Genomic DNA, 23,843 nt, shown 5'->3' on the forward strand with positions numbered 1-23,843 from the left:
CGCTTAGTAGCTTTGATTCAGTTCATCCGCTGCCGGTATCTCTCGCTCGCGCCGTGCAACATAGTCCAACAACTCCTCATTCTTGGCGATATCCAGCGTCGGTTCCTGATACTCGGCCAACAACTTACGCGCATGGTTCAGGGCACGTTCGGTAGTCTCAACTTCACCTTCGGCCACCCATTGTTCGATCGAGTTGTTGTCAAACATCTCGGGCATGAAGAACGCCGTCTGGAAATTGTCCTGCGTATGCGGATGGCCCAGATAGTGCCCGCCGGGTCCGACATCGGGAACAGCGGTAATTGCGTCGTCGAAATCACCCCATTTTGGCCCCTCGGCCATGCGATAGGCCATCGCGCATTGCTCGGCATCGACAATGAATTTGGCAACGGAACAGTGCATCCCGGCCTCGTTCCACCCGGCGCTGTGCCAGATATAGTTCGCGCCCGCATGAATGACCGCGCTCAGCGTTGTGGCCGACTCATACCCCGCCTGCGCATCAAAGGTTTTGGCCCCGCCCAAAGTGTTCGATGTACGCCAAGGCACGTCGTAGTATCGCGCCATCTGACCGATCATGAAGTTCATCAGGCTGATTTCCGGCGTGCCAGCCATCGGTGCGCCGGACTTCATGGACACGGTCGACAGATAATGGCCATAGATCGCCGGAGCCCCTTTGCGGATCACTTGCGTGTAAGCCAACGCACTCAGCGCCTCGGCATTTAGCTGCGCAACCGTGGCGGGAACGGAGGCAGGCGTGTTGGCCCCGCCCAGAACGAACGGAGAGCATAAAACCGGTTGATTGCGACGACAGAAGGCTCGCATTGCCCCCAGCATCGTCTCATCCCAGACCAACGGCGAGTTGCCGTTGCAATTGCCGGTGGTGACAGGGTGATCCTCAAGAAAATCCTCGCCAAACAGGATCGCGCACATGTCCATCACATCCTCGGCGTTTTTGGGGCTGGTCGTCATGCCCATGAACGTCTTGTCCGAATGCTTCATCGACGAATAGGTGATACGCAGATGCCGCTGGCTGATCGGGTGATCGTAAGGCTCCACGATGTGATGCGCCGAGGAATGCAGCGCGGGCATCATGTGGCTGAGTTTGTGAAACATTGCCAAGTCGTCCAGCGTTGGATTCCTTCGCACATCGTCCAGATCGCGCAGGAACGGTGCACCGGTCATAGGCACAAAGATCGAGTTCCTTCCCCCCAGCCGCACGTTCTTATTCGGATCACGCGCGTGATATGTGAAATCCGACGGGATGGTTGCGATCAACTCGCGCACCAGGCCGCGATCCAGATAGACAAACTCACCCTCGACCTTGGCCCCTGCCCGCTTCCAGTCTTCCAGGGCAATCGGGTCGCGGAACTGCACGCCTACGTTTTCAAGGATATCCATCGATGCACTATCGATGCGCTCAACTTGGCTTCCGTCCATCACTTCGCACAGAGGGATGCCGCGGGTCAGTCCTGGCAGCATCTCGAAATTTGGAGCGGTACGTATGGCACGGCGGGCCGAGCGCCCACCGGCGCGTGTAGTTGTACGCATGTTCACAGGGCAATCCTCCTTCTTCCCGCTTACTTTGGCGGGGTCGATCGCGGATTACCTCTCTGATTGCGATATGTGATTGCAGGAAGCGACACGAAAAACGCCGCCCAAAGGGGCGGCGTTCTGGTTTTACATATCAGGCTTAAAGCTTATTCAGCGGCCTGCGTGTTTGCAGCTTCGTGTTTGTCGCGTTGACCGTCGCGGAACAGTGCCTTGGCCAGCGAGATGCACATCAGCCCCATCACCATGGTGAACGGAAGCGCGCCGATGATCATAGCATTACGCAAAGCGTCCATCGGATTGTTGTCACCTGCGGCCAGGATCAGCGCACCGATTACGGCCGTCAGGATGACACCCCAGATGATACGATGCTTGATCCCGGTTTCCTGGCTGCCACCCGACATGATGGTGTTCATCACCAAAATGCCCGAGTCTGCCGAGGTCACGAGGAAGGTCATGATCAGGATCACGCACATGACGTTCAGCATGGACAGCAGCCCACCATCGATCATGTAAGACAGCGTCACAAACAGCTTGTTGGTGTTCGATGCACCAATGATCGCACCTTCAGCAGCGCCTGCCAGTTCCAGATCAATCGCTGTGCCACCCAGAACGGTCATCCATGCAAAGCACACCAGCGCCGGTGCGAAAACACAGCCCAGGATGAACTCACGCACTGAACGACCCTTGGAGATACGCGCCAGGAACAGGCCAACAAAGGGCGAGAACGCAATCCACCAGGCCCAGTAGAACGTGGTCCAACCTGCTTGCCATCCGAACTGACGGCCCTGCTCACCAGCAGCATATGCCGCGGTCAAAGTGGCCTCGTCCAACTCGGCCGCAGCACCTTCCAGACCGCTTTTGAAGCCATCAAAGCTGCCCCAGGCGTTGGTGGCACCGCCGAACAGGTCGTTTGCATGGGCTTGCGCTTCAGCTGGCAACGCCGCTGCGAAAGTTTCTGCAGACATCGGACCGTAGGCGCCGAAGCTCAGCGACAGGAAGTGCAGGATGTAGTCCACCATCGCCGTACCATAGGTGGTCATCGCGAAGACGAACGACCCAAACACAACGAATGTTCCCAACAGGATGATCGACAGAACCAGGTTGAGGTTCGACAGGTACTTAACCCCGCGCCCAACACCTGAAACCGCCGAGATGATCGACAAGCTCATGATGACCAGCAGACCCGAGATCAGACCCACTTTGCTTGGGGTCGGGACTTCGCCACCCAGGTCCATCACCCATTGCATGCCGGTGATCGCGTATACCCCATCGATGAATTGGCTGACGCCATATCCAATCGTCACTGAAACGCCGAGGATTGTCGCCACAACCCCCAGAACGTCGACCACATGACCCAGGAACCCGTTCATCAGGCGACCGAACAAGGGTGTCAGCGCCGACCGGATGGTCAGTGGCATGTTGCGGGTATAGGCGTAGTAAGCCAGCGAGAGGCCGGTCACCACGTAAATGGCCCAGGCATGGAAACCATAATGCAGGTAGGTGAAGCGATAAGCCGACTGCAGCGCTTCGGGGCTGTTACCCTCGACCGCGCCCGAGACAACAACAGGGTTCGATCCCCACAGACCCAGCGGTTCAGCCGTTGCAAAGACCATCAGCCCGACGCCCAAACCGGCGCCGAACATCATCGAAAACCATGAGAAGTTTGAGAACTCGGGCTTTTCACCCGGTGTACCCATGATCCGCTTACCGGTTGATGGAATAATGGCGACGATCGCCAGGAAGAAGAAGAACAGGCCAACAATAATCACATAAAAACTATTGAAGCTTTCCAGCAAGCGGCCGTTCCAGCTGCCCAGTGTGCTGTTGGCATTCGCGGGAAAAACCAGCGCCCACAGCACAAGGGCCACCATGATGCCCTTACTGATCAGCGCGATCGGCACGCTGTAATTTTCATAGAAACCGGCATCTGCCGTTTCTATCTCAAGATCCGTGAATGGTTCAGGTACCGACATATCTCTCCTCCGTGTTGTCGATCCGAGGGGGCGGAGAGCTGCCGCAGGAGCGATGCCCTCTCATTATTCTTTAGGTTATGGTTTGCTTACTGCTTCCCAAGCCGTGTGCTCAGACGCGCAAACAATTCTTATTTTCCTGGAATACGCCCACGAGGCTTCACCGTTCCTTGATTCGCTATCGCGACAATTCAGACCCGCACTCTTCGGGTCTTTGGTGAGGCGGCCCACAGTTTCGGCGAATGTGTTTCGAGTTGTCTGCCGAATGTGATCCAAGTTCATTTGTCTGCGTAAAGCGCCCCTTGCCAAATTGTCGCACCAAAACCGACCTTTTTACAGATTTAGACGACCCCTGGGTCGCGGTTCCGGCAATTTACAGTATTCTCGATGCATCAATTGCTTTCTTTCAATGGCAAAAATTTTCATAGTCACGCGAACAAGACTAATCCGTAATCAGCCAGGTCCTGATGTCCCGACGCCACTACAAACTGCCGCCCCTGACCACCCTTGCGGCTTTCGAAGCTGCCGCGCGCCACCTCAGCTTTAAAAACGCCGCCGAAGAGCTTTCGGTGACGCCCGGCGCGGTCAGCCATCAGATCAAAGCACTCGAAGGCTATCTGGAGGCACCGCTGTTCCAGCGCAAACACCGCAGCGTTGATCTGACCGATGATGGCAAAGCATTGTACGAGGCGCTGTCGACCTCATTCGCCCGCATCTCAAAGACCCTGTCTACCATACGGGATCGCTCGCTTGGCGGAAAAGTGACCGTGGGCTCAACCACTGCCGTTGCAGCCCTTTGGCTGTCCCCATCGGTGATCAGGTTCTGGCGAGACGCGCCCGAGATCAGCGTTGACCAGATCTCGCAGGACAGGCCTTTTCGGGATCGTCCTGACCTGGATTTCTTTATCCGCTACGGGCGCGACAGCGATCCCAGCCTGGACCACACCCCGCTATATCGTGACAACCTGATCCCGGTCGGCAGCCCGGAACTGGCCGAGCGCCTGAACCGAACAGGGTTAAGAGATATTGCAGCCCAACGCCTGATACATCTTGATTCCGAAGACAACAGCTGGACCACATGGCCAGATTGGTTCCGCGAACTGGGCTACGAGGAACGGCTGACATCCGAGGCGCGGGTCAACAGCTATTCGGTCGCTTTGCAGCTGGCCCGCAAGGGGGCAGGTCTGGTTCTGGGGTGGCAGCGGTTGATTCAGCCTATGTTGCAGTCGGGCAAACTTGTTCCCATCGGCTCACATTATCTGACGGCACCCAACCAGTTTTATCTTGTCGGGCGGCCAGATGATGAGCTGTCCGAGAACGCCCGAGCGCTCAAAGATTGGATCATTCAAGAGGTACGCGAAGGCACGGTTTAATTCAACTCAACCTGTGATGAGGTTTTCTGATATTGATGAAAACCCATTCTGTCCGCCAATAGGATTTGCAATGCAATCCAGCCGCAGGAGAGCCTGATGAATAAACATAGCCCGCTTTCGTCGGTTCTGGCCGATGTGAACACAGCCAACGGTCTGCCAAACGAACACTACGTCGACCCCGGCGTTTTCGCCGAGGAACGGCAATCGGTTCTTTATGCAAACTGGTCCGGCATCGGATTCGGCAAAGATGTCCCGGAATCCGGAGATGCAAAACCGGTGGATTTTCTAGGCATGCCCCTGCTGATCGTCCGCGACCGCGACGGTGAAATTGGTGTGTTTCAAAACACCTGCCGCCACCGCGGGATGATCCTTGTGGATGCACCGAAGAAAATCGGCGGCGCTATTCGCTGCCCATATCACAGCTGGTGTTACAGCCTGAAAGGCGAGCTGCGTGCGACACCCCATGTCGGCGGCCCTGGCCAGAACAAACATGAAGATGTCAAAAACGAAGACCTTGGGCTGGTGCGTATCCGTTCGCATGTCTGGCGCGATGTGATCTTTGTGAATGTCGACGGCAATGCCCCGGCCTTTGAGGATGCGCATGGAGAATTGCTGGAACGCTGGAAAGAATTCGAAACTCCACTGTTCCATGGCGGCGATGAATCCTCGTTCAAGCTTGAGGTCAAAACCAACTGGAAGCTGGCGGTTGAAAACTATTGCGAAAGCTATCACTTGCCGTGGGTCCATCCGGGGCTTAACAGCTATTCCCGGCTGGAAGATCACTACAACATCGAAAAGCGCGGGCATTATTCGGGTCAGGGCACGTTGGTCTATCGGCAATTGACCGATCAGGATGGCGCAACAATGCCCGATTTTCCGGGCCTCAGCGGCAAATGGGATGAAGGCGCGGAATACATCGCGCTATACCCGAACGTCTTGCTGGGCGTTCAGCGCGATCACAGCTTTGCAATCATCCTGGAACCTGTCGATCAAGGCAATACCGTCGAGCATATCGAGCTTTACTATGCCAAAAGCGAGGCCGAGACCCCCGAGCATGACGGGCTGCGCGCCTCGAATGCACAACTTTGGAAAACGGTTTTCGAAGAGGACGTCTTTGTCGTCGAAGGCATGCAAAAGGGTCGTCATGGTATGCTGTTTGACGGCGGTCGGTTCTCGCCCGCGATGGATGGTCCAACGCACAACTTCCACCACTGGGTGGCGACACAAATTGAGAACGGACGCTCTGAATAGACGCGAATTCGAAAGCGGAGCTTTATGAAAATGGACAGGGCAACGCTGGATGACTTGTTGCTGGACGCGCATGCGCGCAATGATCCAGCTGCCCTTGTCACATATTACACGATGGCCGCAGATGAGCGCGAAGCCGCAGGTGACATCGATGCGGCCTGTTTTTTCCTGACCCACGCCTTTGTTTTCGCGCTTGAGCATGGCGCGCCCGAGGCCGACGGTCTCAATCAGCGTCTGGTGCGCCATGGTCGGGCTGATCGCCTGAAGCTTTGATATCCGCGCCGCCGCCCGCCGCACTTTGAGATACGCCCGGCGTTTTAGCCCGAACAAACGACAGCTTGCTTCTTACCTCAGCATCCTTATCTATGCTGGGATGATCACCATATGGTTGTGCTAAGGGGCGAGGGCTTGGATCAAAAAACGGATATGTTGATCATAGGCGCCGGCATCGCCGGGATGACCATGGCGCTTGAGGCGCGCAAACTGGGCATCCGCGACATCACCATTCTGGAAAAGGCCGATGATATCGGTGGGACATGGCGCGAAAACACATATCCCGGTGTTGCCTGCGATGTGCCGTCGCACCTTTACAGCATGGCATCTCATCCTAACCCGGAGTGGAGCCAGGTTTATGCAGGAGGAGCCGAAATACAGGCTTATCTGCGAGACATTGCACAAAAAGAAAAGCTGTATGACCTCTGCCAATTCAACCAGCGCCTGAAATCCGCTGAATGGCGCGGCGATCATTGGTACGTTGAAACCGATGAAGGGCAGAGCTGGACCGCTCAGTTTCTGGTTTCGGCCATCGGAGCGTTGCACATTCCCAAAATCCCCAAAATTCCGGGCGCCGACAGTTTTACAGGACCCAGCTTTCATTCCGCCCAGTGGGATCACGATGTCGATCTGACTGACGCAAATATAGCTGTTGTTGGCACCGGTGCCTCAGCCATCCAGTTCGTCCCGGAAATAGCCAAGATCGCGAAGCAGGTAACAGTCTTCCAACGCAGCGCCCCTTACGTGCTGCCGCGCATGGATGGACCGGTCGCGCCATGGGTCAGACGGCTGTATCGGCGGGTTCCGCTGCTGGCGCGGATAAGGCGAAGCCTGATCTTTGCCTATTTCGAATTCCGCCACCGCGTGCTCCGACGCGAGAGGCTAATGGTGAAATACGCCATGCACCTTTGGCATAAGGCGTTACACTCTGCAGTTTCGGACCCGGCAGAGCGGGAGAAGCTGACACCCAACTACCAAATCGGATGCAAACGGATCCTAAGTTCGAATGATTGGTATCCAGCCCTAATGCGCGACAATGTCGATGTCATCCCATCCGGCGTTGCGTCGATTGAGGGTGATACGATCACGGCCAGCGACGGGACAAAAGTACAGGCCGATGTCCTGGTCTGGGGGACCGGTTTTCACGTAACCGATATTGCGGAACGTCTGGACATTACAGGCGCAGACGATCTGACGCTGCGCGACGCCTGGTTAGATGGGATGCAAGCCCATCTGGGCACTGCAGTCGCAGGGTTCCCGAACTTTTTCATCCTTTTGGGACCGCATACAACGCTGGCCCACAACTCGGTCATTTTGATGATCGAGGCTCAGGTGCGCCATATCGGCGAAGTGCTCACGTCGATGTCGGATCAAGGCCTTCGCACGATCAACCCGCATGCAGAAAAGCAGGCCGCATTTACACAGGAAATGCAAGACCGGCACGCAGGCGCTGTTTGGCAAGACGGTGGTTGCACATCGTGGTATCAGGATGCCAAAGGCCACAATACAGCCCTGTGGCCCGGAACCGCTGCTGAGTTCCAGAGACGCATGGCCGCTGCGGGCATCGAACACTATACACCCTTGCCCGACGCAAAAGGAGACTGATGAGATGACAATTGTTCTAAGCTTGCTGGCACTTCTCGTGGTCTTTCTTTTGGGCATGCACCTTTGGACACGGCATCTGACCAAGGTTGGCCTTCAGACCGTTCCTCAATTGGGCCAGATCATCCCGGTCTCAGGCGGTAGTATTCACTACGTCGAAAAAGGCGACCCCAACGCACAAACGATTGTGATGATCCACGGGCTGGCCGGGCAATTGCAGCACTTCACCTATGGATTGATGGACCAGCTTGCGGATGAGTATCACGTGATCGCCTTGGATCGATCAGGTTGTGGATATTCCACCCGCGACGCGGCCGAGATGGGCCGTTTGCCGGAACAGGCCCGCATGATCACCGAGTTCCTCGATGCCAAGGGCGTCACTGACGCCGTACTGGTCGGGCATTCACTGGGCGGGGCGGTCTCGCTTGCCATCGCTCTGGACTATCCGGACCGCGTGTCTAGCCTGGCCTTGCTTGCGCCCTTGACCCATCAAATGCCAAAGCCACCAGAGGTGTTTAAGTCCCTCGAAATCCGCACGGCTTGGATACGTCACCTGATCGGGAACACCCTGGCTGTTCCCATTGCGTCCAAAACCGCACCCCATGTCTTACAGGTGGCCTTTGACCCCGAAACAGCCCCTGATGATTTCCTGGAACGTGCTGGTGGCGCGCTTGGCTTGCGCCCATCAGCCTTTATCACCGCATCCCAGGATCTTGTCGGGGTAGATGACAGCATCGCAGCCCAAAGCGCGCGCTATCCCGAGCTGAAAACACCCGGAGGCGTTTTGTACGGGGCGCAGGATACGATCCTGTCCCCTGCAATGCATGGGCCGCAAATGCAGCAGTTCGGACTGACGTATCAAGAGGTTGACGGCCTGGGTCATATGACGCCCATCACCGTGCCAGAAGCATGCGCCGATTTCATACGCAAGGTGATCCAAAACGCTGCGAAGGCAGACAATACATCAACTGATATCGGTTGAGGCTAGATCAGAAAAATTCCCTGTCGAACCGACCATTTCCCCCTTGACCCTCTCCAACGGCTCGCTTACATCGCCACTCACTCATGGCGGAGTAGCTCAGTTGGTTAGAGCAGCGGAATCATAATCCGCGTGTCGGGGGTTCAAGTCCCTCCTCCGCTACCAGATCCCCAACAACATCGATTGATGAAGTAAAGATCCATACGCAGCTGCGCAATTATGCTGCTATCAACCCACTTTATGTACCTTCAAACCATCCAGATAAGCTCGTTTTTCGATCTGGACCTCTTCGTCACTTAAATCTGACCGGTTGAGCTCAAGAAAATATGCAGCAGCCCCAGAGGGTTGGACATTCGCATTCTTGACAGGAATCAGATCATCCGACCGCACATTTATGACGGACAGCACCTTGGTAAGTGCCAGGAAACGGTCGTCGGTGTCTGAGACATTGATCCGTGCGACACGCGCTTGCGCAGAAACCTTCTGTTCAACCCTGCTCACAACGGCATCCAGATCGGATGCAGGTTTGAGCTGTTGGGTATAATCTGAAAGGTCCTCCAGAATTCTGTTGGATTGAATGTTTTGCCAATAAACACTTTTGATCCAGTCAGATGGGTTTCTGGTTGTGTAGAAAAAGGTCACACGGGCTTTGCCGCCGGCGAACAGTCGCACTTCTTCCAAGAGAACCTGAGCAAGGACATGGGTTTGTGTATATGACCAGACATTCTTACGCCCCGGGATCATGCCTGCGAATTCTTCGCTACTGATCAGCAGGGGATTATCTTCCTGATCTACAAAGGGTTCAAGCGCCGCGCGCAGTTTTGTGCGAAAACCCTGGAGTACGCGGTCTTGCGGCAGCACGGCGTATCGGCGCGCCGAAAACCCGGCCTCTTTCAGATCACGCGGCAGAAGGATGTTAACGCGTTTTTTTAGAAGCTCCCGGTTTCGGAAAAGCATCGATTGAAAGGTTCTGGTTCCAGTTTTGTGAAAACCCTGATGAATAACCACCCTCATGCCAGCACCCTAGTCTGCACTGCACAACGGCCTGAGAAGCCAAACTCTACTGGGCCTGAAACACATTTGTGAGCGACTGATAAAGACCCCAAGCGATGACCAATTGCAAACAATGGCCAGAAGATATCCGGTATTGTCTCTAAAGACCCGTCAAATCGATCAACGGGGTCGCGCGCGTTACCTCAAACTCGTGCGAGCTATCGGGCAGGTTAATGCTGATCTCAAGGCTCTGAGCACGTTCAAAGCGGCTGAAATATGCAAACTCGATGGTCGTCAGTGCTGCGATGTCCTGACATTGGATTACATAGTCGGCCCGAAACTCTGAATGTTCGGCATCTTCATCCGGCGCGTCGCTGGATTCAGCAACCTGTGTTTGATCAACGATCCCCTCTGATGTCAGCGCCACATTGGCCGATGCGGTAAAACAGCCCGCGTCTTCGGCAAGGACGAATAACTCCAATGGCTTAGATAAATCCGAAATCGCGACCGCAACCTTAGCGCGATCCTCATCTGTCTCGGCATGGCTTTCAAACCCGACAATATCCGCGCTGGGAGCGGTTAGTGACAGTGAGAATTCCGCCCCTGAGAACACCATGCTCAACTGCCCAGTGCCATGTTTGTGTTGGTTGTCCTGCTGTGTTGCATGGGCCATCACGCCCGTCGACAACAAAGACAAGAAAAGAAACAGGCGCATCATCAACCACGTACCACCAAAAATAGAATCACGACGCCGAGTTTAACCCGAATCGCAAGGTGCGCAACGCAGGTCGCTACGGCAAGTATCGCCAGATATGGGGATGTGCGGCAGTTTGCCCAAGCGCGAGCGTATATCTGACAATAAAACTCAGGTTGACATTTCTGACTTATTCACTCAACTTTTTGGGTGTAAAAATAGTGTGGCCACTCAGCCCGCACCGCCTTTTGTTGACAGGAAAGATCAAACCACATGTCCAAATCTATTGCCGCTGCCAGCGTCCTGGCCCTCTGCGCCGCAACCACCGCATCGGCTGCCGATGCTCCTGCGAAAGCAGATGTCTTGAACACCTACGCGAATATTGCTGAAGCCAAGTATGACGATAGCCTGATCGCTGCCAAGTCACTGCAAGCGGCCGTGAACGCTCTGATCGCCGCGCCATCGGATGCCACCCTGAACGCGGCCCGTGCCGCCTGGCTTGCCGCGCGCGTACCTTATCAGCAAAGTGAGGTTTACCGTTTTGGCAATGCCATCGTCGATGACTGGGAAGGCAAGGTGAACGCCTGGCCGCTGGATGAAGGTCTGATTGACTATGTTGACGCGTCCTACGGTGGCCCAAGCGACGAGAATGAGTTTGCCGCTCTGAACGTCATCGCAAACCCCAGCTTTGAGCTGTCTGGCAATGCGATTGATGCCTCTGAAATCACCCCTGAACTGCTGGCAGAAACCCTGCACGAAGCTGATGGGATCGAAGCCAATGTAGCAACCGGCTACCATGCGGTTGAATTCCTGCTGTGGGGTCAGGACCTGAACGGCCACGGCGCCGGCGCTGGCAACCGCCCTTGGACTGACTTTGCACAAGGGGACGAATGTACCAATGGAAACTGCGACCGTCGCGTCCAGTACCTGAGCGTCGCAACAGACTTGTTGGTTAGCGATCTGGAATGGATAACCGCACAATGGGCCGGGGGTGGTGACGCCCGCGTCGCACTGACCCAGAACGAAGATGCCGGTATCAGTGCGATCCTGACCGGCATGGGGTCGCTGTCTTATGGTGAAACCGCAGGTGAGCGGATGCGTCTTGGCGTGATGCTGAACGACCCAGAGGAAGAGCATTCCTGCTTTGCCGACAACACTCATAACGACCACTACTATAATGGCGTTGGCATCCAGAACGTCTATCTGGGCAGCTACACACGGATCGATGGCACCCCGGTCAATGGTGCGTCATTGTCCGATTTGGTCATCGCAACCGACCCTGCGCTGGATACCGAGATGAAAGCCAAACTGGCGAATACCATGCTTGCTCTGGGCGTGATGAAATCCACCGCCGAAGCCGGGTTCGCCTATGACCAGATGTTGGAACGGGGCAATGCCGGTGGCGAAGCGTTGATCATGGGGGGTGTGAACGGCCTGATCGACCAGACCAAAACGATCGAACGTATCGTTACCGCGCTTGAGTTGGAGAATATTGAATTCGAAGGATCGGACAGCCTGGACAACCCGGACGCGGTTTTCCAATAAGCTTAACCCCGGGACCAGAGACGCAAAAACGCGTCTCTGGTCAAGTTGGCGCTGCTATGTGCCAAGTCGTTGATCTTGATCTCGAATCCTACGCTGCGACCAAATGAGATCACTACAAAAGCCTTTCGCGTGGATATGCGATTGGCGGACGAACGCAATCGATCCCATCTGTAAGGTGCTGATCAAACAATTGATCGCTGATGAAGAAAGTCACATCGATGCTTTGGAAACGCCAACTGATCTGCCTGAGCGGCACAGCACAGCCATCTACGCACAACTCAATACCGCAGAATTGGGCAAAGGCGCCCAGCGTTATCGTGCTGACCCTCTGCACACTGGTCGCCACTCCCGCAGTGCCAAACCAACTGCAAGATCTGCACCTGAACGTCATTCCTCGCACCGCCGAAGAACAGGATCGCATTTCCAAAGTTACTACGCCACCGCTGGATTTTTCCGCTCCGCAACGCTTTGAAGACCTGCCCGGAGGGGCTGCGACGGTTCGTGTGCGCAATGATGCCAACGCATTTTCCCAGCCCTCGCGCAATCTGAGCTTTGAACAGGAGCTGGATTTCAAAGTCGGAAACGGGTTGTTCAGGAAAATCTGGGTTTCGTCACCCTCCTCGACGCTCGCCTCAGATGGGTTGGGGCCGCTCTACAACGCGCGCTCTTGCCAGCGCTGTCATATCAAGGACGGACGCGGGCATACACCGAACGGGCCGGATGACACCGCGATTTCGATGTTTCTGCGGGTTTCCATCCCCGGCGCGGCGGAAGACGGCTATGCCGAGATCGCGGATTATATCGCAACCTTACCTGAGCCTACCTATGGCGGTCAGATGCAGGACTTCGCACTGGCGGGGCATCCGGCAGAATACCGGCTGGATATCACATATGAAGAGATTCCCATCACGCTCTCGGAGGGCGAAACCGCGTCACTGCGCAGCCCAACCTACCAAGCCGCCGATCTGGGCTATGGTCCCTTGCACCCGGATGCCATGCTCAGCCCCCGGCTCGCGCCGCAGATGATCGGCCTAGGATTGCTGGAGGCAATCCCGGTCGCCGACCTGCTGGCCAAGGCCGATCCGGACGACACGGATGGGGATGGGATATCAGGCCGCCCGAACATCGTTTGGTCTGCGGAATATGACGCGCCGATGATGGGGCGGTTTGGCCATAAGGCCGGGATGCCAACCGTCATGGAACAATCTGCAGCGGCCTTTGCGGGCGATATTGGCATCGCCAGTCCTCTGTTCCCTACACCTTACGGGGATTGCACCGATACACAGATCGATTGCGTGCAAGCGCCCCACGGCGATGATGACGACAGAGGTTTTGAGATTGATCAGGTCGGGATGGATCTGGTGGCTTTCTACAGCCGTAACCTGGGCGTACCCGGTCGTCGCGATGTAGATGATCCAGAGGTGTTGCGCGGAAAAGAAGTGTTTCATAGCTCTGGATGTGTTTCGTGCCACACACCGTCTTATGTCACACACCGCATGGAAGACCGCGAAGAACATAGTTTCCAGTTGATCTGGCCCTACACCGACCTTCTGCTACATGATATGGGCGAAGGTCTGGCCGACAACCGCCCCGAAGCGCGCGCAACAGGCCGCGAGTGGCGGACGCCTCCGCTGTGGGGCATTGGCCTGACTGAACGCGTCTCGGGCCATACAGAATTCCTTCACGATGGTCGCGCGCGCAATTTGCTAGAGGCCATCCTTTGGCATGGCGGTGAAGCTCAGGGTGCCCGAGACGAGGTCGTTTCTATGCCCAAATCCGACCGGGACGCCCTTATCCGTTTTTTGGAGAGCCTGTGACACATGCATAAACTCGCCCTGATCGCAGCCTTGGTTTTTCCGCTGTCCTCAGCGGCGCAGGACCACACGCCCACACTGATCGACGTGACCGAAAACCACATCCTGCCTCGCTTCACTATGCTTGCCGAAGCGACAGAGGTTCTGAATGCGACCGCGCAGGAGGATTGTGCCCCAGAATCGCAAGACCTGCGGACCGCTTACGGCACCGCATTCGACGCGTGGATTTCGGCCAGCCACCTACGATTTGGGCCTACCGAAACCGATGATCGCGCCTTTGCGATGGCTTTCTGGCCGGACACCAAGGGCTTTACGCCCAAGGCCCTATCAAAACACATTGCAGTCGAAGATAGCGCCGTCGCCTCACCTGATGCCTATGCCGAAACCTCGATCGCCGGGCGCGGGTTCTTTGCACTGGAACGGATGCTATATGACCTTGAGTTTGCCCAGCAAGGCAGCGCTGCATATCGATGCACTCTGATCCAGGCGATCAGCGCTGATATTGATGCAAATGCCGATGCTATGGTGGCCGACTGGCAAACCTATGTGCCTGAACTGACGCAACCGGGGGCAGATGGCCTCTATCGCACGCAAGATGAGGCCTTGCAGGAATTGTTCAAGGCATTGTCGAGCGGGCTGCAGTTCACATCCGAGACACGCTTGGGTCGTCCACTGGGTACATATGACCGACCGCGCCCCAAACGGGCCGAGGCGCGCCGTTCCGAACGGTCCTTACGCCATGTTGAACTTTCACTTGTCTCCACGCGCGATCTTGCGGCGCGCCTGTCTGCCGAACACCCGGAAATCGCCGCCGATCTGGAAACAGTTTTTAACCGCGCGATCGAAAGTGCTCGGTCTATCGACGACCCGGCTCTGGCCGGTGTTGCGGATCCCCAAGGCCGCTTTCGGATCGAAGCGCTGCAACAGTCGATAAATGATATCCGCCAGATTGCAGCGACTGAACTTGGCCCGACACTTGGAATCAGTGCCGGCTTCAACTCTTTGGACGGAGACTGAGCCCTTGACCAGCCGCAGGCAATTCCTTGCCGGTCTCGCCGCCGCCAGCATCGCCCCGATCCGGGGATGGGCCGCGGCAGGTGCACCAGACTATCTGGCGGCAGGGCTGTTCCCGGATGGGTCTTTTCGACTGGCGGGCCTAAGCGTTGAAGGCGATATCCTGTTCACCCTGCCCCTACCCGCCCGAGGTCACGCCGCCGCCGCGCATCCGACGGAGCCGCTGGCCGTGGCCTTCGCGCGCCGCCCCGGAACCTTTGCAGTCGTCATCGATTGCGCCGGTGGTACAGAACGGATCCGGCTTCAGGCGCCTGAAGGCCATCATTTCTATGGGCATGGCACGTTCTCAGCAGATGGTTCCAAGTTCTTCGCAACCGAAAACAACTTCGAAACCGGAGAAGGCCGCATCAGTGTCTGGGATGCAAAAACCTTTGAACGACTCGGAGAATTCTCATCAGGTGGCATTGGCCCCCACGACATGCACGTGATGCCGGATGGGCAGACCCTCGTGATAGCCAATGGCGGTATTGAAACCCACCCCGAGACCGGTCGTACCAAGCTGAATCTGCCAGTGATGCGCCCGAACCTTAGCTACGTGAGCCTGAAGGGCGGGCTGCTAGAGCAGATGGAGTTGCCCAGCGCATTGCACAAGAACTCGATCCGGCATCTGGCCGTGCGCGGCGATGGCCTAGTCGGATTTGCCATGCAGTGGCAAGGCAACCGGACCGAGCATCCGCCGCTACTGGGTCTGCACCGAATGGGCCGAGACCCTGTCTTGCTGTCCGCCCCAGCTGCAAACCAACGCCATCTACAGGGTTATGCAGGCAGCATTGCCTTCTCGACCGATGGCGCAACGATCGCCATCACCTGCCCGCGCGGCAATGCGCTGCACCGGTTCGATGTGCAGTCCGCCAATTTCGAGGATGCCTCAGCACTGCAAGACGTTTGCGGGCTTGGCGCAGGCCCCGATGGGTTGATCTTCACAACTGGAACCGGGCTATTTGGCGCATTAAATCAAGCAGAACCAAAGGTTCTGACGCGTTCGGATTGCCAATGGGACAACCATCTGATCCCGATCCGTACCTTCGCGTGAAATTCGGCAATCCCCTTCACATAGTTTACACTTGGAAGAATCAAACTGCTGCCGTATTGGCGGGCGCGAAACTGGCACGCTTATGTTAAGGATCGACCTGATTGAAACAGACGCCCGACGCACCGCATTCCATCTACGGGGTTGAGAAATGGGGCAAAGGCCTCATCGAGGTGACGGAGCAGGGCGAGGTCGGTCTGCGCAATCCGATGGCACCGTACACGGCGGCGATCAGCCTTCCCGGTATCCTCAGCGATCTGGATGACCGTGGGATCAAGGCGCCGATGGTTTTGCGCGTCACGTCCTATCTGGAACATGAGATCGCTCAGCTGAACGAGAGCTTCGCCGACGCGATCGCGCGGGTGGGCTACAAAAGCCCCTATCGTGGCGTGTTTCCGATCAAGGTGAACCAGCAAGCGCAGGTGGTCGACCGCATCGCCGAGTTCGGTAAGAAATACAACTATGGCCTCGAGGCCGGATCAAAGCCCGAATTGGTCGTAGCTCTTGCGCATCGTCTGGCCCCTGAGGCGCTGATCGTCTGCAACGGCGTCAAGGATGCCGAGTTCATCCAACTGGCGATCCTGTCCCGCAAGATCGGGTTCAACACCGTCATCGTGCTGGAAAGCCCGAAAGAGGCGGATACGGTGATCGAGGTCTACAAAGAGCTCGGTATCGAACCTCTGATCGGCGTGCGCGTCAAGTTGACCAACCAGATCAGCGGCAAATGGGAAGAAAGCTCGGGCGACCGATCCGCCTTTGGCATGAACACGGACCAGCTTGTCGCGACGGTCGACAAGCTGAAAGCGGCTGGCCTGTTGCATTGCCTGAAACTGCAGCACTCGCATCTGGGCAGCCAAGTGCAGGACGTGAACGATGTGCGCCGCGCCGTGGGTGAGGCCTGTCGCTACTACACCGAACTCACGCGCGAAGGCGTGCCGCTGACCCATCTGGACCTCGGCGGCGGTATGGGCGTGGACTATACAGGCGAGAAGAAGGCTGCCGAGAACTCGATCAACTACACAGTCGAGGAATATTGCAGCAACGTGGTTGAAACCGTGGCCTATGCAATGGACGAGGCCGAAATCACCCACCCGACATTGGTCACCGAAAGCGGCCGAGCCGTGGTGGCGACTTCATCCATGTTGGTGTTCAACGTGCTGGAAACCACGCTCTACGATGCGCCCACCGCACCGGATGTGGAGCCCGATGACAACCATCTGGTCTCGGACCTTGCCGCCGTACACGGCTACCTGAGCAAAGACCGCCTGCAGGAATGCTGGAACGACGCCACATTCTACCGCAACGAACTGCGCGCCCTGTTCCGCCGGGGCTATGTCGACCTGCGCCAGATGGCTCGCGCCGAACGTATTTATCTGTCGCTGATGGCCCGCCTCAAGGCTTTGGCCGCCAGTGATGATCTGGAAACGGATGTGGATGACCAGCTTGAGAAAGTGGCGGATATCTACCACTGCAACTTCTCGCTGTTTCAATCCCTGCCCGATGTCTGGGCCATCGATCAGCTGCACCCGATCGTACCGCTGCAAGGTCTGAATGAAACGCCCGACCGCCGCGCCGTGCTGTCTGACATAACCTGCGACAGCGACGGCAAGATCGACCAGTTCATTCTGGCCGACGGGGTCTCACCCAGCCTGCCAGTGCATTCGCTGCCGGATGAGGGTGAGTACTTCATGGGCGTCTTCTTTGTCGGCGCCTATCAGGAAACGCTGGGCGACCTGCACAATCTTTTTGGCGACACCAACGTCGTTACCATCGACCTGCGCGCCGATGGCGGGTTCGACCTGCTGCATGAGCAAGAGGGCGACACGATCAGCCAGGTCCTGTCTTACGTGGAATTCGATCCACAGGATTGCGTCGCCGCCTTCCGCAAAATGGTGGACGAGGCGATCTCGACCGGTACTCTGCAAGCCAAGGACCGCAAAACCCTGATGAGCGCCTATCGCGACTCGATCAACGGCTACACCTATTACGAATAAGAAGGAGACAGACCATGGGCAAAACACTGGTTGTCGGCGCAGGCGGCGTATCCCACGCGGCTGTACACAAGATGGCGATGAACTCGGATGTCTTCACCGAGATCACACTGGCCAGCCGCACGAAATCAAAATGCGATGCCATCGCCAAGGCCGTGAAGGAGCGTGTCGGCGTGGATATCGCGACCGCAGAACTGGATGCCTACAAGGTCGAAGACACAGTTAAGCAGATCAAAGAAACCGGCGCGGAAATCCTCGTAAACCTGGCCCTGCCCTATCAGGATCTGGTCCTGATGGATGCCTGCCTTGAGGCCGGTATCCACTACCTCGACACCGCAAACTACGAGCCCGAAGATGAGGCCAAGTTCGAATACCACTGGCAATGGGCCTATCAAGAGCGGTTCAAAGCGGCAGGCCTGACCGCAATTCTCGGCTCTGGCTTTGATCCGGGCGTGACATCCGTCTTCGCCAAATGGCTCAAAAAACACAAGCTGGACACCATCCGGCAGATCGATGTGCTGGACGCAAATGGCGGCAGTAACGATCAGGAATTCGCCACCAACTTCAACCCGGAAATCAACCTGCGTGAAGTGCTGGCCGAGGTCCGCCACTGGGAAGACGGGGCGTGGCAGCATAGCCCGGCGATGACCCACAAGGTTGAGTTCGATTTTCCTGCCATCGGCCCCAAGAGCATGTACCTGATGTATCACGAGGAACTGGAGTCGCTCAGCACCCACTTCCCCGAGATCGAACGCGCCCGCTTTTGGATGACCTTCGGCGACGCTTATATCACCCACGCCAAAGTGCTGGAAAACGTCGGTATGACCCGCATCGACCCGGTGATGCATGACGGCAAGGAAATCATCCCGATCCAGTTCCTGAAAACCCTGCTGCCCGACCCCGGCGATCTGGGCGCGGAAACCAAAGGCAAAGCCTGCATCGGCGACATCGCCACGGGTCAGGCCAAGGACGGCTCAGGCGAGAAGACCTTCTACATCTACAACGTCTGCGACCACGAGGAATGCTACGCTGAGGTTGGTTCACAGGCCGTGAGCTACACCACCGGCGTCCCCGCCATGATCGGCGCAGCACAGGTGCTGAAAGGCAACTGGCGCGAGCCGGGCGTGTGGAACATGGAACAGCTGGATCCCGACGACTTCATGGACATGCTGAACACCCACGGTCTGCCATGGCAAGTCCACGAACTCGACGGTCCCGTAGAATTCTAGATCCAGAACTTCATCTGGCCATAAATATCCCGGGGGTTCCGGGGGCAGCGCCCCCGGCCTCTCCAAAATCGGAGACGCCGGACATGTCCGACATGATGACGACCCAAGCCGGTGACGCCGGCGCCTTCCGCAACTTCGACCTCAGCCGCGTCCCCACACCCTGCTTTGTGGTCGATGAAAAAGCGGTCGAACGGAACCTGACCATCCTTTCCGAGATCGGCAACCGCTCCGGCGCGCATGTACTGAGCGCGCTCAAGGCGTTTTCAATGTTCTCACTTGCCCCACTTGTACGCCAACATCTCGGCGGCACCTGCGCGTCCGGCATCTATGAGGCGCGACTGGGCCGCGAGGAATATGGCGGCGAAGTTGCCACGTTCTGCGCCGGGTACAAGGATGCGGATATCGATGAAATCCTGTCGCTCTCCGACCACATCATCTCCAACTCGCCCGCTCAAAAAGACCGGTTCCTCGCCAGAGCCCAAGCGGCCAATGTGCAGATCGGCCTACGCATCAATCCAGAACATTCCGAAGGCGAGATTCCCAAATATGATCCCTGCGCACCCTGCTCACGCCTCGGAACACCCGTCAGCCAACTATCCGAAGACACTCTGATCGGCGTGGACGGGTTGCACATGCACACGCTCTGCGAACAAGGGTTCGAACCGCTGCAACGCACGTGGGCTTCCGTTGAACCAAGACTCAAACCCTTCCTTGGGCAACTCAAATGGCTGAATTTCGGCGGCGGTCACCATATCACCCGCGATGACTACGACCGTGACGGGCTGGTGGAATTCATTAAATCCATCCGCGCGAAATACGATGTCGACGTTTATCTCGAACCCGGCGAGGCCGTCGCGTTGGACGCGGGCATTCTGGTCGGGGAAATCCTCGACCTGCCCACCAATGGCATGACCCTCGCCATCACCGATATCTCGGCCACCTGCCACATGCCCGACGTAATCGAGGCCCCCTATCGCCCCGCCCTGATGGACGAGGCCGAGGCGGGCCATACCTACCGTCTGGGCGGACCATCATGCCTCGCGGGCGATGTGATCGGCGACTACACATGGGATCAGCCGCTGGAGATCGGGCAACGCTTTGCCTTCCTCGATCAGGCGCATTATTCCATGGTCAAAACCAACACGTTCAACGGTGTTCCTTTGCCGACCATTGCCCTGTGGAACAGCGAAACGGACGAGCTGAAGATCATCAAACGATTCGGCTATGACGACTTTAAGGACCGCCTCTCATGAGCATTTTCCTCGACAGTGAATTGACTGAGGCCGAACGCAGCGAGGACGCCCGGTTCCGTGTGATCCCAGTGCCGCTGGAACGTACCGTTTCCTACGGATCAGGTACAGCGAAGGGCCCTGACGCGATCATCAAGGCCAGCAATGAGCTGGAACGCATCACTGGCCATGCAGAACCCTGCGTCGAAGGTATTTTTACCGAAACGCCGCTGGATTGTGACGGCCCCTTACCAGAGGTTATGGAACGCCTCGCCCAACGGACCGAGGCCGCCATTCGCGCGGGCAAGGTGCCTGTGACACTGGGCGGAGAACATTCCCTCAGCTACGGCGCGGTGATGGGTGTGGCGCGGGCGCTGAACCAACCCGTCGGGATCGTCCAGATCGACGCACATGCCGACTTGCGCAATGCCTATCAGGGCGAGAAACACTCCCACGCCTCGGTGATGCATCTGCTGGCCGAAGAAGGCGTCCGACTGGCCCAGTTCGGTGTCCGCGCCTTCTCGACCGAAGAGACGCAAAGCCGCCTAACGAACAAAATCTTCCACGTGGATGCCGAAGAGTTGGTGACCGGCAACATCCACGCCGTCGACTTGCCCGAGGACTTCCCTAAGCTGATCTATGTCAGCTTTGATGTCGACGGCCTGGACCCTTCACAAATGCCCTCGACCGGCACGCCTGTCCCGGGCGGCTTGGGGTATTACCAGGCACTGTACCTTGTTGAACACGCGCTCAAAGGCCGTAAGTGCGTTGGCTTTGACGTGGTCGAACTGGCACCTGATGGCAACGCTGCATGGGATTTCACCGCCGCACAGATCGTCTATCGACTTATGGCATCCTGCTAGATTTCGAGCGCCCCGCCAAGCTTGGACCCGCTTGGTAAACGTGCTCATGCCGGAGAGGCCAAAGCCCCCTCTGGTCTGGCGCGTTTTTTCAACACCGGTCGACCCGCGACAAGCAGAAATAAGACCGAAATGAGTATCCCGATCACCGCTGGCAGATAAAGCAATCCCCAAAGCCGTGGATCTTCGATCACAACCGGTGACACGAACCCTCTAACTCCTTCCAACAGCACCAGTATCGTGAAGGCCCCCAGGATCTGTGGCCATAGCCCAAAACGAGAGAAGCTGCCAAGCATGAGCGTTGCATACCCCGCCAGCGACACCGCAATACAGATCGCTACCCACGAGAAGCGCTGATGCAATTCTTCGATCAGGTGCCCACGGCTGTGCAATTCCGTTTCCTCGATAGTCTTCATGGAATAGAGCAATTCGACCGTTGAAATCGCCTCGAGGCTGCGCCGGGTCATGCCGCCTGTATTGGCCAGTTCCGAGATGTCGTAGGATGCGTCTTGAAACAAGGTCGAGGACAGCGTCCGCCCTTCGGCATTCAGCCGCAAAGCCACGCCATCGACCATCACCAGATGAATACCGGTGCTGTTGTTCACCAGATAGGCCGTGGCGCTGGAATAGCTGACTGCATTCTCTGGATCACGCCGGTCGGACACAAACACCTCTTGCAGTGTTCCATCCAGATCAATGCCCCCGATATAGACTGTTACATTTTCGGCCGGGTGCATAAATTCGCCTTCGTTCAACAGCTGCGCCGTCACATCCCCGGCAACCTCGGCTTGTCTGATCTCAAGCTGCTCGACCGAGGCCGGGCGCAGGAAGACACTGATGATCGCCATCATCAGACCCGTGATAAGGCCAAACAGAACCACAGCGCGCGCCAACCTCCAGGGGCTGGACCCGGTCGCCAGCATCACTGTCAACTCGCTTTCCCGGCTCAATCGGTTGGTGACGTAAACCGCCGCCGCAAACACAGCCATGGGCATCACCGTGCGGATCAGGGTTGGCAGTGTCAGGGCAGTGAACTCCAGAAACACCATCGCCGATTGCCCGCCGCTGATGACCCGATCAAATAGGCTGACGGATCGGGTGATCCAGAATACCCCGACAAGGACCAAAGTGAAAAAGCCAAACAGAATCAGCAACTGCCGCAGGAAATATCCATCAAAGCGCGACATGGGTCCTCGTGTGTCTGTGTCTACCGGGCCTGACCATAGGCCATTCGATTGGCAGAGGGAACCTGTCGCCCTTCCTTATGCTTCGCCCATTCCAATCCTTGCGAGATTGCGTTTTGTGAACTCTCAAGTTCGTGCGACACTCAGCAGATTATGAATAAAGGAGTTTAACAAATGGCCTTATTTTTCTCACGGCGCACCTACAACGCCCAGAAAAAGAAATTCACCTTAAAGCCCGCAGCAAAAACGCGCTACGTCCATATCACTCAGAAGACCGCCGACGGGCGCATCCGCAAAGGCGGTATCATCAAAAAGGCGAAATGGCTGGAGCTCGTGCGGCAGCAAGGCGGAGACTCTGCCGTTTTGATCTATGTTCACGGCTTCAATACCAGCCAGAAGGATATGCTGGATCGGTTGGACAAGATTGAGAAGGGTGTCCGGGCCAATGGATTTAAGGGCACGGTTGTCGCCTTTGACTGGCCCAGCGACGGGTCGCTGCATACCTATGACAGCGACCGCGCAGATGCCAAAGCTGTGGCCCCGCATTTGGTTGGGGATGGCATGTTGCCACTTCTCGGCATGTCGCCAAAGCCCAAAGTGCACATTCTGGCCCACTCCATGGGGGCTTTGGTGGTCTTGCGCGCCTTCTCTGACTTCGGTGATTCCGCAGGACCCGGCAATAAAATCTGGTCGGCGGATCAGGTCACCTTCGCCTCGGGTGATGTGGATGCGGAATGGCTGGAAAAAGGCGCCTGGGGCGATCTGGTCCTGAAAAAGCGCAGCAAGCGGTTTACCAACTATTACAGTGGCAAGGACAAGGTTCTGGCGCTGTCCGGCGGCCTTGTGAACGGTGGCAGGGAACGTGTCGGCCGCGTTGGAATGCCCAAGCTAACCTCAAAAGGGCATTGGGACATCTATTGCGAGGAACAATACAAGCGCGACGTCCCAAAAGGGCAGCGCAAGATGGCCAAATCCCATCGCTGGTGGTTCGATAGCAAGGGGTTCTACAAAGATCTGGCTCTAACGATCGACGGGCGGGATGCCAAAACTATGCCGACCCGGCACAAGACAAATATCGGAGACCAGTTGTTATTGGCCTGAATCAGCGTCGCTACATTTTGTTGAATTGGCAGGGGCAGCAGGGTTCGAACCCGCGACCTACGGTTTTGGAGACCGTCGCTCTACCAACTGAGCTATACCCCTGTGG

General features: G+C 56.8%; 19 protein-coding genes and 2 tRNA genes. 15 read left to right on the forward strand and 6 right to left on the reverse strand.

The window, feature by feature from the left end:
* Positions 1-3 precede the first annotated feature (3 nt).
* Both ACR0EL_RS09295 and ACR0EL_RS09300 read right to left on the reverse strand, forming a co-directional pair.
* Positions 4-1,545, reverse strand: coding sequence for a trimethylamine methyltransferase family protein (locus ACR0EL_RS09295; RefSeq protein ID WP_480499562.1), 1,542 nt, complete (start codon positions 1,543-1,545; stop codon positions 4-6).
* 149 nt (positions 1,546-1,694) lie between these two features.
* Positions 1,695-3,521 carry a BCCT family transporter gene (locus ACR0EL_RS09300; RefSeq protein WP_353010601.1) on the reverse strand — a complete coding sequence of 609 codons (1,827 nt, stop codon included), beginning with the start codon at positions 3,519-3,521 and terminating at the stop codon, positions 1,695-1,697.
* Positions 3,522-3,985: 464 nt separating this feature from the next.
* Here ACR0EL_RS09300 and ACR0EL_RS09305 point away from each other — a divergent pair, with 464 nt between their 5' ends.
* The 6 genes from ACR0EL_RS09305 to ACR0EL_RS09330 all read left to right on the forward strand — a co-directional run bounded on the left by ACR0EL_RS09305 (position 3,986) and on the right by ACR0EL_RS09330 (position 9,158).
* Positions 3,986-4,891, forward strand: a complete 906-nt coding sequence (locus ACR0EL_RS09305) for a LysR substrate-binding domain-containing protein (RefSeq protein WP_480499563.1) — start codon at positions 3,986-3,988, stop codon at positions 4,889-4,891.
* Positions 4,892-4,987: 96 nt separating this feature from the next.
* On the forward strand, positions 4,988-6,142 hold the full coding sequence (locus ACR0EL_RS09310) for an aromatic ring-hydroxylating oxygenase subunit alpha (RefSeq protein ID WP_480499564.1): 1,155 nt from the start codon (positions 4,988-4,990) through the stop codon (positions 6,140-6,142).
* 30 nt (positions 6,143-6,172) lie between these two features.
* A complete protein-coding gene (locus ACR0EL_RS09315) occupies positions 6,173-6,412 on the forward strand; it encodes a hypothetical protein (protein ID WP_480499565.1) in 240 nt (79 codons plus the stop codon).
* Positions 6,413-6,547: 135 nt separating this feature from the next.
* Positions 6,548-8,017 (forward strand): flavin-containing monooxygenase, encoded by a 1,470-nt coding sequence (locus tag ACR0EL_RS09320; protein ID WP_480499566.1) that lies wholly within the window; start codon positions 6,548-6,550, stop codon positions 8,015-8,017.
* A gap of 4 nt (positions 8,018-8,021) precedes the next feature.
* Complete coding sequence (locus ACR0EL_RS09325) at positions 8,022-8,996, forward strand: alpha/beta fold hydrolase (RefSeq protein WP_480499567.1); 975 nt, start codon at positions 8,022-8,024, stop codon at positions 8,994-8,996.
* Positions 8,997-9,081: 85 nt separating this feature from the next.
* A tRNA-Met gene (locus tag ACR0EL_RS09330) sits at positions 9,082-9,158 on the forward strand.
* A gap of 63 nt (positions 9,159-9,221) precedes the next feature.
* On the opposite strand, the gene ACR0EL_RS09335 is transcribed toward ACR0EL_RS09330, so the two are convergent.
* Entirely contained in the window at positions 9,222-9,854 is a 633-nt protein-coding gene (locus ACR0EL_RS09335; RefSeq protein WP_480499568.1) for a hypothetical protein, read from the reverse strand.
* A 292-nt stretch (positions 9,855-10,146) separates the two neighbouring features.
* Positions 10,147-10,701 carry a ZrgA family zinc uptake protein gene (locus tag ACR0EL_RS09340; RefSeq protein ID WP_480499569.1) on the reverse strand — a complete coding sequence of 185 codons (555 nt, stop codon included), beginning with the start codon at positions 10,699-10,701 and terminating at the stop codon, positions 10,147-10,149.
* A 252-nt stretch (positions 10,702-10,953) separates the two neighbouring features.
* Here ACR0EL_RS09340 and ACR0EL_RS09345 point away from each other — a divergent pair, with 252 nt between their 5' ends.
* The 8 genes from ACR0EL_RS09345 (at position 10,954) to speB (ending at position 21,455) form a co-directional block, all read left to right on the forward strand.
* A complete protein-coding gene (locus ACR0EL_RS09345) occupies positions 10,954-12,225 on the forward strand; it encodes an imelysin family protein (RefSeq protein ID WP_480499570.1) in 1,272 nt (423 codons plus the stop codon).
* A 200-nt stretch (positions 12,226-12,425) separates the two neighbouring features.
* Positions 12,426-14,042: a di-heme oxidoreductase family protein gene (locus ACR0EL_RS09350; protein WP_480499571.1), complete on the forward strand. Its 1,617-nt coding sequence runs from the start codon at positions 12,426-12,428 to the stop codon at positions 14,040-14,042.
* 3 nt (positions 14,043-14,045) lie between these two features.
* Entirely contained in the window at positions 14,046-15,056 is a 1,011-nt protein-coding gene (locus tag ACR0EL_RS09355; protein ID WP_480499572.1) for an imelysin family protein, read from the forward strand.
* A 4-nt stretch (positions 15,057-15,060) separates the two neighbouring features.
* Positions 15,061-16,146: a DUF1513 domain-containing protein gene (locus tag ACR0EL_RS09360; RefSeq protein ID WP_480499574.1), complete on the forward strand. Its 1,086-nt coding sequence runs from the start codon at positions 15,061-15,063 to the stop codon at positions 16,144-16,146.
* Positions 16,147-16,247: 101 nt separating this feature from the next.
* Positions 16,248-18,137: a biosynthetic arginine decarboxylase gene (speA, locus tag ACR0EL_RS09365; protein WP_480499575.1), complete on the forward strand. Its 1,890-nt coding sequence runs from the start codon at positions 16,248-16,250 to the stop codon at positions 18,135-18,137.
* 14 nt (positions 18,138-18,151) lie between these two features.
* Positions 18,152-19,363, forward strand: coding sequence for a saccharopine dehydrogenase family protein (locus ACR0EL_RS09370; RefSeq protein WP_480499576.1), 1,212 nt, complete (start codon positions 18,152-18,154; stop codon positions 19,361-19,363).
* A gap of 83 nt (positions 19,364-19,446) precedes the next feature.
* Positions 19,447-20,616, forward strand: a complete 1,170-nt coding sequence (gene nspC, locus ACR0EL_RS09375) for a carboxynorspermidine decarboxylase (RefSeq protein ID WP_480499578.1) — start codon at positions 19,447-19,449, stop codon at positions 20,614-20,616.
* Positions 20,613-21,455 carry an agmatinase gene (speB, locus tag ACR0EL_RS09380; RefSeq protein WP_480499580.1) on the forward strand — a complete coding sequence of 281 codons (843 nt, stop codon included), beginning with the start codon at positions 20,613-20,615 and terminating at the stop codon, positions 21,453-21,455. Before nspC ends, speB begins: the two co-directional genes overlap by 4 nt.
* Positions 21,456-21,499: 44 nt before the next feature.
* Here speB and lptF read toward each other — a convergent pair whose 3' ends face one another.
* On the reverse strand, positions 21,500-22,639 hold the full coding sequence (gene lptF / locus ACR0EL_RS09385; protein WP_480499581.1) for an LPS export ABC transporter permease LptF: 1,140 nt from the start codon (positions 22,637-22,639) through the stop codon (positions 21,500-21,502).
* 171 nt (positions 22,640-22,810) lie between these two features.
* Here lptF and ACR0EL_RS09390 point away from each other — a divergent pair, with 171 nt between their 5' ends.
* Positions 22,811-23,737 carry an alpha/beta fold hydrolase gene (locus tag ACR0EL_RS09390; RefSeq protein WP_480499582.1) on the forward strand — a complete coding sequence of 309 codons (927 nt, stop codon included), beginning with the start codon at positions 22,811-22,813 and terminating at the stop codon, positions 23,735-23,737.
* A 26-nt stretch (positions 23,738-23,763) separates the two neighbouring features.
* Here ACR0EL_RS09390 and ACR0EL_RS09395 read toward each other — a convergent pair.
* A tRNA-Trp gene (locus ACR0EL_RS09395) sits at positions 23,764-23,839 on the reverse strand.
* Positions 23,840-23,843 lie beyond the last annotated feature (4 nt).

The organism is Ruegeria sp. AH12 (assembly GCF_056541465.1).